Below are 14,611 nucleotides of genomic sequence, written 5' to 3'. Positions count from 1 at the left end.
GTCGGGTTCCGATACCCCTGGATGCGCGCGACCACCGCCTGAGCGGTGGCCGCGCGCTGCGTACTACTTGCGCGTACCGTCCAGCCAGTTGGGGCCCTTGTTCTTCAGGAAGAACACGTAGACCACCAGCGACACCGCGATCACCGCGGTGACGTAGATCGCGAACGTATTGACGTGGCCGGTCTTCAGCGCCGCCTGGTACAGCAGCGGCGCGGTACCGCCGAACAGCGAATTGGCCACCGCATAGCCGAAGCCCACGCCCAGCGCACGCACGTGGGTGGGGAACAGTTCGGCCTTCACTACGGCGTTGATCGAGGTGTAACCGGTGAGGATCACAAAGCCGATGGCCAGCACCAAGAATGCCATCAGCGGATCGTGCTGGTTGGGCAGGGCGGTGACCAGGTAGTAGCTGTAGAGCACGCCGCCGATGCCGAAGAACACCAGCAGGCTCTTGCGCCCGACGATATCCGACAGCCAGCCACCGATCGGCTGCAGCACCATCAGGAAGGTCAGCACGCCCAGGTTGAGCAGGGTGCCGGTCATCACGTCATCGCCGGCGAACGCGCTCTGGATCATCTTCGGCCCGTTGACCGAATAGGTGTAGAACGCCACGGTGCCGCCGGCGGTGATCAGGAAGCACAGCAGGAGCGGCCGCCACTGGTGCACGAACAGCTCATACATCGAGCCGGACGCCTTGGCGCGTCCTTCCTTGGCTGCTTCGATGGAATCCTCGCCCAGCGACTCGTCCATCGTGCGGCGCAGCCAGAACACCACGATCGCGGCGATGCCGCCGATGCCGAAGGCGATGCGCCAGCCCCACTCGGAAATCTGCGGCTTGTCCCAGAAGCTGAGCATGCCCAGCAGGGTCAACTGCGCCAGCACATGGCCACCGACCAGGGTGACGTAGTGGAACGAGGACAGGAATCCACGCCGACCCGGGATGGCCGCTTCGGACATGTAGGTGGCGCTGGTGCCGTACTCGCCGCCGGTGGCAAAGCCCTGCAGCAGCCGCGCGAACAGCAGGATCACCGCCGCCCAGATGCCGATCTGCGAGGCGGTCGGGGTGATGGCGATGAGGAACGAACAGCCGGCCATCACCGTCACCGACACGGTCAGCGCCAGGCGCCGGCCGTAGCGGTCGGCGAAGCGGCCGAAGTACCACGCCCCGATCGGGCGCATCAGGAAGGTGGCGGCGAAGATCGCCCAGACATACATGGTGGAGTTCTTGTCGGCGGCCGAGAAGAACTGCGATTCGAAATAGACCGCGAACACCGAGTAGACGTAGACGTCATACCACTCGACCAGGTTGCCGGCCGAGCCTTTGAGGGTGTTGGAGATCGAGCGCCGCAGCGCGGCCCGCTCGGGGTGGGCGGCGGCGGAGGGAGGGGAAGTGCTCATGCTGGGAGGGTGTCCTCACGGGAGTCGTTGCGGGTGGGGAAGGTGCCCGGGGTGGGCGCCCTGACGTCGGGTACCCTCCTGGCACCACGGCGCATGGCTCAGAGGGTAACCATTTCCCGGCGCAGAAAACGTGAGCGGAAACAGCGTGCCATCGGCTTGGGGTGCTCCCCGACAGCGCGGTGGCCTAGAATCCCGGTTCCCCCGGATGGTGGTGTGCCATGTCTTCACCCGAACCTTCAGCGGCTGCTCCCCGGAGCGGCCTTGTTGTACTGGCCTTGTTGCTGGTGTACGTGGTCTGGGGGTCCACCTACCTGGGTATCCGGCTGGCGCTGGAAGGCGGCGCGCTGCCGTTGACGATGGTATCCGGCGCGCGCTTCATCATCGCCGGCTCGCTGATGTATGCGGTGCTGCGCTGGCGCGGGATGGCCGCGCCGACCCGGCGCCAGTGGCGCAACCTGGCGATCATGGGCCTGACCATGCTGGTGTTGGGCAACGGCATGGTGGTGCTTGCCGAACGCACGGTGTCCTCGGGCCTGGCCGCCACGGCGGTGGCCTCGGTACCGCTGTGGATGGCGCTGTTCGGCGCGCTGCGCGGCCAGCATGCCAGCCGCGGTGAATGGCTGGGCATCGCGATCGGTTTCCTGGGGGTGGTCTGGCTCAACGCCGGCAGCAGCCTTACGGCCTCGCCGCAGGGACTGATCCTGCTGCTGGTGGCGCCGATCGGCTGGGCGTTCGGCTCGGTGTGGGCGCGCGGCCTGGACCTGCCCACTCCCTTCATGACCGCGGCCGGGCAGATGCTGTGCGGCGGGGTCATGCTGGTGGTGCTGGGCCTGGTCACCGGCGAGCGGCCGACCACGTGGCCGAGCATGGACGGGCTGCTGGCCGTGGCCTACCTGTGCGTGTTCGGCTCGATCGTGGCGTTTACCGCCTATGTGTGGCTGCTGCACAACGTGCGCCCGGCGCTGGCGGCCAGCTACGCGTACGTGAACCCGGTGATTGCGGTGATCCTGGGCGCGATCATCGGCCATGAGCACTTTGGCGGGCATGACCTGCTGGCGATGGCGGTGATCCTGGCCGGCGTGGTGGTGCTGACCCTGGCGCGGACGCGCGCGAAGTGAGCGCGGTGCCGCCACACAGCCTGCAGGAACAACGCCGCGGGTTTGCGATCACCGCCTTCACCTTCACCCTGTGGGGGCTGGTGCCGGTGTACTGGCACCTGCTCAAGGCGGTGCCATCGCAGCAGATCATCGCGCACCGGATCATCTGGAGCACGGTGCTGGTGGTGGCCTGGCTGCTGCTGAGTGCGGGGACGGGCTGGTGGAAGCAGATCGCCGCGCAGAAGCGCGCGCTGCCGACGCTGGCGTTGAGCAGTCTGGCGATCGCGTTCAACTGGGGGCTGTACATCTGGGCGATCAACGCCGGACATGTGATCGAAACGAGCTTGGGGTACTTCATCAATCCGCTGGTGAGCGTGCTGCTGGGCGTGTTGGTGCTGAAAGAACGCCTTCGTGGGCTGCAGTGGCTGGCGGTGGGCTGCGCGGCGGTGGGTGTGGCGTGGCTGACGATCGATGCAGGCACGCCGCCGTGGATCGCGTTGGGGCTGGCCTGTTCGTTCGGGTTGTACGGGTTGCTGCGCAAGCTGGTTTCGGTGGACCCGGTGGCGGGGTTGGGGGTGGAGAGCCTGTATCTGTTTCTGCCGGCGATCGGGTTTGCGCTGTGGAGCGAGAACGGGCACGGCGGTGGGTTTTTCGGTGGGTGGGGCTGGAAGAACGATGCGCTGCTGATTCTGGGTGGGGCGGTGACGGCGCTGCCGTTGGTCGGGTTTGCCTACGGGGTAAAGCGGATTCCGTTGTCGCTGGTGGGGATTCTTCAGTACATCGCGCCGAGTCTGGGGTTGCTGTTGGGGGTGTTCTTCTTCCGCGAGCCGTTTGATGGGGGCAAGGCGATTGGGTTTGCGGCTATCTGGGTTGGGTTGTTGTTGTTTGTGGGTGACAGTGTTTGGCGGTCGCGGCGGGGGTGAGGGGTGGGGGTTTTTTTTTATAGCTTTGAAGAGCGCAAAGCGCAAAGCGTAGAGCCGAAGCCTTGGTTGGCGCGCGCGACGGGCCGGGCGGGGCTGGGTGGGCTCGCGGGACACGCCGCAAGTACGTCCTTGTAGGCTCGTGAGCGCCATCCATGGCGCCCAACGGTCCCGCAATCCCACCCAGCCCCACCCCCGACAGTGGATCGGTAGCCATAGGCAAGCGAAGCAAGCGCCACAAGCAGGCCAAGCACAGGCAATTGATACGAGGTAGGGTCGGTTCCCAAACGACTGCCGATATCGTTGGCCAGCGCGGCGAACGCATGCTGCCTACCGAAGAAGGCTCGGCAAGCCATTACAACTCCAGCGGAGCAAGGTGCTGTCGCCGTAGATTTTCTGCGAGCACCAGCGATGTGTCAGGGGCTGGTGGGAGTGGGGTGGCGGGACCGTTGGGCGCCATGGATGGCGCYCACGAGCCTCCAGGGATGGATTTACGGCGTGTCCCGCCACCCCACTCCCACCAGCCCAGCCCGACAAACGCGCGTACACGCACCGCTTTTGATCTATCGCTTCCAGCTGAAGAAAACAAAAAAAGGCGGCGCCCGAGGGCGCCGCCTTACTTCCATTCAACGGCTTGGAGAGAGTAAGCCGTAGATCAGAAACGCTGCTGGTACTTCATGTACATGTAACGGCCGATGTCGAAGCCACCGTAGTAGGTGAAGCTGCTGTTGGGCTGGCTGTACATGATCGGACCCTGGTGGTCGAACACGTTGTTGATACCCATCGACACCGTGCCGTTCCACGGCAGGATGTAGCGCATCTGGATGTCGTGGAAGGTGTTCGAACCCACCTTGTTGATGCCCTGGTTGCCCGTGTACGGCGAGCTGAAGCCCGGGTTGCTGCACTCGGTGGCATAAGCGCAGTTTTCCTGCATGCTCGAGTAGTAGCGTGCCGTCCAGCCCAGGCCGACGTTACCGTACTGCCAATCCAGGTTCAGGTTGGAACGCACGCGGAAGTTGCCTTCCCAGCCGGCGTACTGGCGCACCGGCGTGGTGTCGGCGTTGTCGTTCTTGCGTTCCAGGTAATCCACGTAGGTGGTGTTCCAGGACACGGAGAACTTGCCGATCGCCAGTTCCGGCAGACGGTAACGCACGGCGATGTCGTAGCCTGCGGTTTCCTGGTAGCCGGCGTTGAGCAGCGTGCGGTCCAGCGCGCTGACCTGGCCAATCGTCTTGCCCGACTTGGAACGGGTGAAGCGGTTGCACGCCGCATCCACGCCCTGCACGTAGCACTGGTTGAGCATGTCCGTGGCCGACTCACCGACGATCACGTCGTTGATGCGGATCTTCCACCAGTCCAGGCTCAGGTCCAGGCCCGAGACGAACTCCGGGCTGTACACCAGGCCCACGGTCCAGGTCTTGGCGGTTTCCGGCTTCAGCGCCTCGTTGGAGCCGGAGGTGAAGTCGGTGCCACCCTGCTGGCCCGGCACGGTTGCCGGATTGCCATCGGCGGCCAGCTGGCGGAAGTTGGCCGGCACGCCGCCGGCGCGGCAGCGTGCCTGCACCTGCGCGTTGTTGGCCGCGGCACCGAAGGTGGTGTCGCACGGATCGGTGTACGAATCACGCGTGGTGACCGTGCCGCCGTACAGGTTTTCCACCGTCGGGGCGCGGAAGCCGGTGCCGTAGGTGGCGCGCACCAGCAGGCTGTCGATCGGCTTCCACTTCAGGCCGAACTTGGTGTTGGTGGTCGAACCGAAGTTGTTGTAGTCCGAGTAACGACCGGCCACGTCCAGCGACAGCTCGCGGGCGAAGGCCATGTCGGCCAGCAGCGGCACCTGCAGTTCCAGGTAGGCTTCGTTGAGCGCGTAATCGCCACGGGTCGGCTGGCCGCTGGTGCCGGCGATCTGGCCGTTGCGCACCATCAGGTCCGGGTCGTAGCTGGCTTCTTCGCTGCGATGTTCGACGCCCATCGCACCCATGATGTCACCGGCCGACAGGCTGAACAGTGAGCCGGAGATGTTCGCGCTGGCCACCTTGGTGGTGCTCTGCATCTTGTCGGTGAAACGGGTGAACAGGTAGTCCTGCACGTCCTGGTTGCCCAGCGCGCCCGGGCCGGTGTAGCCCATCGGAGCCAGCGGATTCCACGGCGTGCAGCCGGCGATCACGTTGCCGACGCTGCCGCAACGCGCAACGCCCTGGCCGTCGATGAACGACGGGCCGACGGACTGGTTGACGTTCGKCTGGTACATGCTGCCCGTACCGATGCGCTCGCCTTCGTTGCGGTTGTACATGTAGCTGAGGTTCCAGTCCCAGTACCGCGAACCAGTTTCGAAGCTGCCTTCCAGACCGACGCTGGCGCGCTTGGTGGTCAGGTTGTTCTCGGTGCCGCGCGGCAGTTCTTCGGTGCGGTGCGCGAAGGCAACGTCACGGCCGAACGGGTTGAACGCGCTGTCCTTGGACAGCAGCGCGCGCGCGCCGGTGCTCTGGTACGGGTAGCCGGCCAGCTGCTTGGTCGACTCGCGCTCGGTGTACAGCGCGTCGGCCACCAGGCGCAGGTTGTCGTTGATCGAGAAGCCACCGTTGGCAAACACCGACTTGCGCTGCAGACCGGTGAGCAGGCTCATGTTGGTCTTGGTGTTGGCATCGTTGGCCTTGTCGGCCGGCTTGAAATTGCCCCGCACGGTCGGGTCGCCGCCCGGGCCCACGCTGAGGTTCCTGCCATCGACGGTGGCATAGCCCCACGGGGTGACGCCGCTGAGGCCGTCGGTCGGGTGGCGCGGGCCGTTCGGGTAGGCGGTGAACTCGCGTGCGCCGCCCAGGATCGGATCTTCGTCGGAGTACTCGCCGCCGACGGTGACCCAGCCACGGTCGAAGGTTTTGCCGAAGGTGGCGCTGTAGCTGGTCTTCTGACCGTCGCCTTCGCTGTACTGGCCGACGTACGCGTTGACTTCAGCGCCGTCGAAATTCTTGCGGGTGATGATGTTGACCACGCCGGCGATGGCGTCCGAGCCGTACAGTGCCGAGGCGCCGTCGGTCAGTACTTCCACGCGGTCCACGATGGAGGACGGGATCGAGGCCAGGTCGGAGTAACCGGCGGCGGACACGCCCATGCGGCGGCCGTCGATCAGCACCAGGCTGCGTTCCGGACCCAGGTTGCGCAGGCTGACGTACATGCCGCCGAAGTCGCGGCCGGACTCCAGCGAGTTGGCGCGGCTCATGCTCGGCGCGCCGGCAGCGGTAACATCCTGCAGGATGTCGGCGACGTTGATGTAGCCCTTCTTTTCGATCTCGGCGCGGTTCAGCGCGACGACCGGCTGGGCGCTCTCGACGCTGGCCTGGCGGATGCGCGAGCCGGTGATTTCAATGCGATCCAGATTGGTGGTGCCGTCATTGGCGGTCTGGGCGAAGGCAGGGGCACTGCAGCTGGCGACAAGCGCGATGGCGATCGCGTTGCGCAGCGGGTGGGTCTTCAAATACATCCGTGCGATTTCTCTTTCTCGTAAAAAACAAGCGCCCTTGCGGGCGGCGTGGGGACAACATCACGACGCGGGGGGCGGGAGTCTAATGACTTTTCAAATTTTTTACTTTCATCTGAAAGCATAAAAACCGCTAAAAATGAACGTTCGCTGACAAATTCGCGCGTTGGCGAACAATCTTTTTTCAATGCGCGACAGTACGTGCAGTGCGCATCGCGTCGGTGCAGGCAGAGGCACCGATAACGGCGATGGTCCGGTCAACTTGAGTGCACGCGGATGTGCATCGAAGGGAAGCGTTCAGTGTGTATCGACGGTTCGCGAGAGAATTTCCTTTACCTCCGCCTGACACCTATGAAGCGCGCTGTGAGCTTTTCCTGGTACGGCCGTCGGTGGGTCGGGCGCCGGGCCCCATGCCCTTTCCGGCGAATGTCCCCCGGCGTCGGCCTACGGCCGCCCCCTCCTCCTTTATTTCGCCTCCAAGGGCATGGGGCCCGGCGCCCGACCCACCAACGGCCTCGTTGGAAAGTCCGCTTGGCCCTACCGCAAGCCGAGCCCCGTAGCAGCCGGTAGGCCCCTGGGCAAAATAAAGGAGGAGGCCGCCACGCGGCCGGGGGACATTTGCGCCAGGGGCCTACCGGCTGCTACGGGGCCCTCACGCTCGCGACAGATCCAGGCGGAGATACCCCTAGATCAGCACAGCGCCTGGATCACTCGACCACACGCACAGCCGCACGCCATCGGTGACGGCCATTCGAACAAGATGCCCCGCACCATTGAGAGAAAAAAAACCGCACCCTTGCGGATGCGGTTCGTGGTCTGCTATTTCGTGCGCGCACCTGCGTGCGCAGGGTCTTGTTGATACACCGCCACGCCTCAGGTCTCGCGCAACGCCGTGGTGATCGGCAGGCGCGCCGCACGCAGTGCCGGGAACAGACCACCGACCAGCCCGATCCCCAAGGCCCACTTCAGCCCGGTCCACAGCAGCTGCGGCGACACCCGGAACTGGAACACCACCTGGCTGAAGTTGTTGCCCAGCGTGGACACCGTGTAGTTGTTGAACACCAACCACGCCAGCAGGCCCCCCAGGATGCCGCCCAGCAAGGCCAGCAGCATCGTCTCCAGCATCACCGCAGTGATCACCGGCAGCCCGCGGAAACCGATCGCACGCATGGTCGCGATCTCGCGCGCACGCGTGGCCACCGCTGCATACATGGTGTTGAGCGCACCGAACACCGCACCGATCGCCATGATGCCGCCGATCACCGTGCCCAGCACGTTGATCAGCGTGCTCAGGCCGCCGGACTGCTTGCTGTAGTAGTCGCGGGTGGTTTCCACGTCCAGCTTCAGGCGCGGATCGGCTTCCATCGCTGCCTTGAACTGCTTGAACCCGGCGGCTCCCTCCGTACGCACGTTGACCGACTGGTAGGCGCTGCGGTTGTAGGTGGTGGACAGGGTCTGGGTGTCGGCCCACAGCTCGGACTCGTGCACGTCGTTGGAGGCGAACACGCCCACGACCGTCCAGTCCTGCTTGCCCAGCTGCAGGGTTTTGCCCACCTCCAGGCCTTCGAACTGTGCCTTGGCCCCCTTGCCGACCACGATCTCGCGCAGTCCCGGCTTGAAGCGGCGGCCTTCGACAATGTGCACCTGCCGGCGCACCGCCCAGGCCTGCTCACCAACGCCGCGGAACTGCACGTTGGTATCGGAGTGGTCGCTGCGCGAAAGCAGGCTGATCACCTGCGACAGCTCGGCCGACACCAGCGGCTTGCCGTCCTCGCCGCGTGCCACGCCGGGCAGGCTTTGGATGAGTGGCAGCTGGTCGCGCATGATCACCGAGTTGGTTTCGGCCTGCGAGCCGCCCCGCAGCACGATGGCCACATCATCGCTGCCGCTGCGGCTGAGGGTGGCCTTGAAGCCGTCGCCCATCGCCAGCATCGCCACCAGTACGCCGACCACGCCGGCAATGCCCACCACGATCACCGAGGAGGCGCCCCAACGCTGCGGCAGGCTGGCGATCCCGATGCGCGCGGCCGCCAGCGACAGCCGGCCGCTGCGGGTGAGCAGCAGCCATGCCGCCAGCAGCACCGCGATGGCCAGCACCATCCACCACGGCAGCACCACCCACACCGCCAGGGCGACCAGCAGCACCAGCACCGTCAGCGTGTTCCACAACCATTGCTTGTTCATGATGGGCTCCTCAGCGTCCGGCCAATGCATCGACGATCTTCAACCGCTGCGCGCGCAATGCCGGCAGCAGCCCCACCACCACGCCGATCACCGCCATCAGCCCCAGCGCCATCGCCCAGGTCTGCGCGGGCACGCCCGGCAGGCTGATCATGCCCTGGCTGTTGGCGCTGATCACCGGCATCAGGATCGCGGCCAGGCCCATCCCGATCAGCCCGCCCAGCACGATCAGCAGCACCGACTCGACCATCACCAGCACCAGCACGGTGCCGTCCTTGAAGCCCAGCGTCTTGAGGATGGCCAACTCTGGAATGCGCTCGCGCACCGCCTGCGCCATGGTGTTGCCGGTCAGCAGCACCAGGGTGAAGAACACCGCCGCCATGATGCCGGTGACGATCAGGCCGATATCGGCAAACTGCTTGGCGAAGGCCTGCGAGAACGCCGCTTCGGTCTGCGACTTGGTCTCGCGGTCGGAGTTCAGTGACAGCGCATCGATCGCCTGCGCCACGCGCGAGGCGTGCGCCGGGTTGTCCAGTTGCACGGTGTAGAAGCTGACCTGGTTCTTGATGTAGTCGTTGGACTCATCGAAGTAGCTCCAGTGCAGCAGCAGCTGGTTCTCGCCGGCGGCGCTCTTGCGGTCCTTGGCGCGGTAGATGCCCACCAGCTGCAGCGGCCAGTCGTTGCTGCCCTTGCGCGGGAAGATGGTGGCCTGCATCGGGATGGTGTCGCCGATCTTCCAGCCGAACCGCTTGGCCAGGGCCTCCCCGACCAGTGCACCGGTACGGGTGTTCTTGAATGCCTCGGCCTGCGCCGGCGGCAGCTCGAACTCCGGGTACAGGTCCATGTAGTTGTCCGACACCGAGAAGCTCGGGAAGAAGTTCTTCGGGTCCTGGTAGATGCCGCCGAACCACATCGCGTAGTTCACTTTGCGCACCCCGGGGGTGGCTTCGATGTCGCGCAGCAGGCGCAACGGCAGGCTCTGGGTGATCGACAGCTTGGAGGACACCACCAGCCGCTTGGCGCCTTCGATGGTGTCGCCGCCGGAATTGAATGCCACGCGCACCGAATCGAGCATGCCAAACAGCAGGAACGCGGCCACCACCGAGAGCAGGGTGAGCAGGGTCCGCGTCTTGCTGCGGAACAACTGCGCCCAGATGAGCGAGAAATACTTCATCGCGGCAGCCTCCGTCAGTGGGCCGCTGGCGCGGTGGCCAGTTCGCCCTTGTCCAGGTGCACGGTGTGGGTGGCGTACTCGGCCGCCTTGGGATCATGGGTGACCATGATGATGGTCTTGCCGTGCTCGCGGTTGAGCTGCTGCAGCAGGCCCAGGATCTCCTCGGCGGACTGGCGGTCGAGGTCGCCGGTGGGTTCGTCGCAGATCAGGAAGGTCGGGTCGGAGACGATCGCCCGGGCGATCGCCACGCGCTGCTGCTGGCCGCCGGACAACTCATTGGGACGGTGGCTGCGGCGGTCGGCCAGGCCGACCAGGGTCAGCGCGATCTCCGCATTGCGCTTGCGCTGGGCCGCGCCAAGGTGGGTGAGCAGCAGCGGCAGTTCCACGTTCTTCTGCGCGGTGAGCATCGGCATCAGGTTGTAGAACTGGAACACGAAGCCGACATGGTGGCTGCGCCAGGTCGACAGCTGCCCGCCGGACATGCGGTCGATGCGCTCGCCTTCGATCTCGATCTCGCCACCGCTGGGCGTATCCAGCCCGCCGATCAGGTTGAGCAGGGTGGTCTTGCCCGAGCCGGACGGCCCCATCAGGGCGACGAAGTCGCCGCGCTGGATGTCCAGGTCGATGCCGTGCAGCACCTGCACCTTCTCGGGGCCGCGCTGGTAGGTCTTGGTGATGTTGCGGAGCGAAACCAGGGTCGACATGGGTGGTTCTCCTTGGAACAAGGCGGATCGAGCGGACGGCATGCGGCGGCGCGCGCCTGCATGCGGCGATCTTGGGGCCGTGGCCGGGTGGGGAACGCGCGGTGGCGGGCAGCAGCCCACCTGCGCGCCGGCACGGCACGGGTAGCGCACACACGTTGCATCGCCGCGCCCGGCGGGGCGCAGCGGTTACTGCTGCTGCTTTTCCACGACCTTGCTGCCGTCGTGCAGTTCCGCGGGCGGGTCCACCACCACCACCTCGCCGGCGCTCAGCCCGCGGCTGACCTGGCGGTCGGTGTTGAGGGCGGTGCCGGCGGTGACCTCACGCAGTTCCACGCGCTGGTCGTCCTTGACCACGAAGGCGACGGTCTTCTGCTCGCGCTCGACGATCGCCGCCGCCGGCACGCGCACGCCCTTGGGCGCGGCGGCCGCGGCCGCTGGCGCGGCCTCCAGGAAGCTCACCCGCACGCCCATCTCCGGCACGATGCGCGGGTCTTTCACCTTCAGTGCCACGCGCACCTTGACGGTGGCCTTGCCACGGTCGGCGGTGGGCACGATGGCGATCACCTCGGCCGGGATCTTCCAGTCCGGGTAGGCATTGAGCGTGGCCTCCACCGGCATCCTCGGCTGCACGCGGCCGATGAAGGACTCCCCCACGTCCACTTCGATCTCCAGCGATTCCATGTCCACGATGGTGCCGATGCCGGTGCGGGTGAAGCCGCCACCGGCCGACAGCGGCGACACGATCTCGCCGGGCTGTGCGGCCTTGGCGGTAACCACGCCGGAGAACGGTGCACGCACGGTGTTGTTGTCCACGCCCAGGTCGGCGATGGCCAGTGCATCGTTGGCGACCTTGATGTTGCGTTCGGCGGTGCGCAGCTGCGCCCGCAGGCTGTCACGCTGTGACGTGGCCAGGTCGTACTGCGAGCGCGAGACCAGCTGCTGGCCCACCAGCGTCTGCAGGCGGCCGGCTTCGGCGTTGGCCTGTGCGACCTGCGCCTGCAGCCCGGACAGCTGGCTGCGCGCGGCCTCCAGCTGCGAGGCCGACAGGCTGCGCTGCGCGTTGGCATCGATCGGGTCGAGCGTGGCCATCACCTGGCCTTCTTCCACGCGCATGCCTTCTTCGATCATCACCTCGCGCACCTTGCCGGTGATCTTGGCCGAGACCGTGGCCATGCGCCGGGCGACCACGTAGCCGCTGGCATCGAGCACCGAGCTGCTGGCGCTGCCCTGCTGGATCGCCACCACCGGCGCGGTGGTGACCTCGATCGCGCGTTGCCGGCCAAACACGAACCAGGCGATCCCGCCGAGCAGCAGCACCACGATGATCGCCAACGCGATCCACCACCCACGGCGGGGCGAGGACGGCAGCGGGGTGGTCGCCTTGCGGTCGATGCGGAGTTCCTTGAGCAGTTCAGCGGATGCGTTCATCGTGAGTCTGGACGGGGAATCGGGCCGAGTGTGACCGCAACGGCGGTTGCGGGGCAAACCGGCACCAGGCCGGGTGGTGCACAGCATGCGCGCCCAGCGGCGGCGTGGGCAGTGACAGCTGTCACCTGACTATGCTGACGACGGCCACTGGCCGCGCTGCTGCCGTGGCGCGAGGCTATGCCCTTCCCGCCCGCTCCGGAGTGCCCCGATGTCCACCCCCGTCGCCTCCCTGGCCAGCCTGCACCACATCGAGGTCCCCTACGGCGCTGCAACCGGCGGTGGGCCAGCCGGCGCAGGGCAGTGCGCGGGTGCACATCGCGGGGCTGCCGGCGGTGACCGCCGGTGCGCCGGGCCAGCACGGTGCCGCCTGCGCCGGATGGGCTGAAGTGGCATGATCGCCCCTGTTCGCCCTGCGTTGGAATCGTCCGTGTCATCCAGTCGGCTCGCCTCCCTGTTGCGCCCCGCGCCGGACTCGGCCGTGGCCGAAAACCTGCGGCGTGGCAAGTCGCCGTGGGTCGATGCGATCCACCTGCTGTGGACGCTCTGGGTGTTCCTCACCCCCTTGTTCGGCACGGGCTACACCTGGCGTTGGGCGGCGCTGACCCTGCTCACCTACCCGGTGTTCCTGGCGTTGTATGCCGGCGTGTTGCTCGCACCGCGCTGCCACGCGCCGCGCTATGCACTGTCGATGGTGGCGCTGGGGCTGGTACCGCTGGCGTGGTACCCCTCGGCGGTGAGCTATTTCATCTTCGGCTGCGTCACCTTGCGCGTCTCGCGCCGCAGTGGCTACGGGCGCTATCTGCTGCAGCTGCTGGCGTTGAACGCGCTGTTCGTGGTGGTGGGCTGGTTCGCGCACTATCCGTGGCAGGCGCTGATCTGGATCCCGAGCATGGCGGTGATCATCAGCCTGGTGGTCAATTTCGAGACCGCCAGCCATGAAAAGGATGCGGCGCTGCAGCTGTCCCAGGACGAAGTGCGGCGCCTGGCGGCTACCGCCGAACGCGAGCGCATCGGCCGCGATCTGCACGACCTGTTGGGGCATACGTTGTCCTTGATCACCCTGAAGCTGGAGCTCTCGCGCAAGCTGGCCGACCGCGATCCGGTGGGCTCGCGCCGCGAAGTGGCCGAAGCCGAAACCATCGCGCGGCAGGCGCTGGCCGAAGTGCGCAGCGCAGTCACCGGCATCCGTGCCAGCGATCTGGCCGCCGAGCTGGCCTCGGCGCGGTTGTTGCTGGAGTACCAGCACGTGCACCTGCACTACGCGCCGCCGCCGCCGATGCCGGTGGCTATCGAACGGGCGCTGTCGCTGGTGCTGCGCGAGGCCGTCACCAATGTTGCCCGCCACGCCCAGGCGCGGCAGGCGTGGATCACCTTTGAACAGGATGGACGCAGCTTGTTGATGCAGATACGCGACGACGGGCGTGGCGGGGTCCACGTCGATGGCAACGGCCTGACCGGCATGCGCGAACGCGTTACCGCGCTGCGTGGCACCCTGGCCATGCAGTCGGCGAAGGGCGAGGGCACCTGCGTGACGGTGCGGGTGACGCTGCCGGCGGCAACCACGCCTGTAGTTGCCGCGGTCGCGGGTGGGGCCACACCATGATCCGCATCGTGTTGGCCGAAGACCAGGCGATGGTGCGCGGCGCGCTGTCGGCGCTGTTGGGGTTGGAGCGGGACATCGAGGTGCTGGGCAGCGCGGCCGACGGCGAAGCCGCGTGGCGCATGCTGCAGCAGCTGCAGCCGGACATCCTGGTCACCGACATCGAAATGCCCGGGCTATCCGGGCTGGAACTGGCCCAGCGCATCGCCCGCCAGCAACTGCCCATCAAGGTGGTGATCGTCACCACCTTCGCGCGCTCGGGCTTCCTGCGACGGGCGCTGGATGCCGGGGTGTGCGGCTACCTGCTCAAGGATGCACCCGCCGAACGCCTGGCCGATGCGCTGCGCCAGGTGCAGCACGGCGGGCGCGCGATCGATCCGCAGCTGGCGCTGGATGCCTGGTCGCAGGCCGACCCGCTCAACGACCGTGAACGCCAGGTGTTGCGCCTGTCCGGCGACGGTCGCTCGGCCAGCGAGATCGCCACCCAGCTGGGGCTGTCGCATGGCACCGTGCGCAACTACCTGTCCGAATGCATCGGCAAGCTCGGCGTGGCCAACCGTATCGAGGCGTATCGGTTGGCCAGGCAGAAGGGCTGGCTGTAATGCCGGCCGTTGGCCGGCGCTGCACCCTCCTG

10 protein-coding genes are annotated in these 14,611 nt (G+C 66.5%); 4 read left to right on the top strand and 6 right to left on the bottom strand.

The window, feature by feature from the left end:
* Nucleotides 1-63: 63 nt before the first annotated feature.
* On the bottom strand, nt 64-1,398 hold the full coding sequence (locus AC1DR7_RS07340) for an MFS transporter (protein ID WP_256775184.1): 1,335 nt from the start codon (nt 1,396-1,398) through the stop codon (nt 64-66).
* 218 nt (nt 1,399-1,616) lie between these two features.
* On the opposite strand from AC1DR7_RS07340, the gene yedA reads away from it, so the two are divergent.
* Nucleotides 1,617-2,516, top strand: coding sequence for a drug/metabolite exporter YedA (gene yedA, locus AC1DR7_RS07335; RefSeq protein ID WP_457319605.1), 900 nt, complete (start codon nt 1,617-1,619; stop codon nt 2,514-2,516).
* Entirely contained in the window at nt 2,513-3,418 is a 906-nt protein-coding gene (gene rarD / locus AC1DR7_RS07330) for an EamA family transporter RarD (protein ID WP_478076435.1), read from the top strand. Before yedA ends, rarD begins: the two co-directional genes overlap by 4 nt.
* 652 nt (nt 3,419-4,070) lie before the next feature.
* On the opposite strand, the gene AC1DR7_RS07325 is transcribed toward rarD, so the two are convergent.
* The 5 genes from AC1DR7_RS07325 to AC1DR7_RS07305 form a co-directional block, all read right to left on the bottom strand.
* Nucleotides 4,071-6,893, bottom strand: a complete 2,823-nt coding sequence (locus AC1DR7_RS07325) for a TonB-dependent receptor plug domain-containing protein (protein ID WP_478076434.1) — start codon at nt 6,891-6,893, stop codon at nt 4,071-4,073.
* Between the two features lie 870 nt (nt 6,894-7,763).
* Nucleotides 7,764-9,074 carry an ABC transporter permease gene (locus tag AC1DR7_RS07320; protein ID WP_457318423.1) on the bottom strand — a complete coding sequence of 437 codons (1,311 nt, stop codon included), beginning with the start codon at nt 9,072-9,074 and terminating at the stop codon, nt 7,764-7,766.
* Nucleotides 9,075-9,084: 10 nt separating this feature from the next.
* Complete coding sequence (locus AC1DR7_RS07315) at nt 9,085-10,245, bottom strand: ABC transporter permease (RefSeq protein ID WP_256777045.1); 1,161 nt, start codon at nt 10,243-10,245, stop codon at nt 9,085-9,087.
* A gap of 14 nt (nt 10,246-10,259) precedes the next feature.
* Nucleotides 10,260-10,949 (bottom strand): ABC transporter ATP-binding protein, encoded by a 690-nt coding sequence (locus AC1DR7_RS07310; RefSeq protein WP_256777044.1) that lies wholly within the window; start codon nt 10,947-10,949, stop codon nt 10,260-10,262.
* A gap of 186 nt (nt 10,950-11,135) precedes the next feature.
* Entirely contained in the window at nt 11,136-12,377 is a 1,242-nt protein-coding gene (locus tag AC1DR7_RS07305; RefSeq protein ID WP_457318422.1) for an efflux RND transporter periplasmic adaptor subunit, read from the bottom strand.
* Nucleotides 12,378-12,768: 391 nt separating this feature from the next.
* Here AC1DR7_RS07305 and AC1DR7_RS07300 point away from each other — a divergent pair, with 391 nt between their 5' ends.
* Both AC1DR7_RS07300 and AC1DR7_RS07295 read left to right on the top strand, forming a co-directional pair.
* Nucleotides 12,769-13,980, top strand: coding sequence for a sensor histidine kinase (locus tag AC1DR7_RS07300; protein WP_457318421.1), 1,212 nt, complete (start codon nt 12,769-12,771; stop codon nt 13,978-13,980).
* A complete protein-coding gene (locus AC1DR7_RS07295; protein ID WP_457318420.1) occupies nt 13,977-14,579 on the top strand; it encodes a response regulator in 603 nt (200 codons plus the stop codon). The genes AC1DR7_RS07300 and AC1DR7_RS07295 overlap by 4 nt, the downstream gene beginning before the upstream one ends.
* Nucleotides 14,580-14,611 lie beyond the last annotated feature (32 nt).

Source organism: Stenotrophomonas sp. P5_A9 (genome assembly GCF_056400525.1).
The sequence above is the reverse complement of the archived record's forward strand: the minus strand, read 5'-3'. Positions and strand labels throughout refer to the sequence as shown.

Coding starts and splice junctions, on each gene's coding strand:
- AC1DR7_RS07315 (WP_256777045.1), bottom strand. CDS start 10,245: ATGAAGTATTTCTCGCTCATCTGGGCGCAGTTGTTCCGCAGCAAGACG.
- AC1DR7_RS07340 (WP_256775184.1), bottom strand. CDS start 1,398: ATGAGCACTTCCCCTCCCTCCGCCGCCGCCCACCCCGAGCGGGCCGCG.
- AC1DR7_RS07320 (WP_457318423.1), bottom strand. CDS start 9,074: ATGAACAAGCAATGGTTGTGGAACACGCTGACGGTGCTGGTGCTGCTG.
- AC1DR7_RS07300 (WP_457318421.1), top strand. CDS start 12,769: ATGATCGCCCCTGTTCGCCCTGCGTTGGAATCGTCCGTGTCATCCAGT.
- yedA (WP_457319605.1), top strand. CDS start 1,617: ATGTCTTCACCCGAACCTTCAGCGGCTGCTCCCCGGAGCGGCCTTGTT.
- AC1DR7_RS07310 (WP_256777044.1), bottom strand. CDS start 10,949: ATGTCGACCCTGGTTTCGCTCCGCAACATCACCAAGACCTACCAGCGC.
- AC1DR7_RS07305 (WP_457318422.1), bottom strand. CDS start 12,377: ATGAACGCATCCGCTGAACTGCTCAAGGAACTCCGCATCGACCGCAAG.
- AC1DR7_RS07295 (WP_457318420.1), top strand. CDS start 13,977: ATGATCCGCATCGTGTTGGCCGAAGACCAGGCGATGGTGCGCGGCGCG.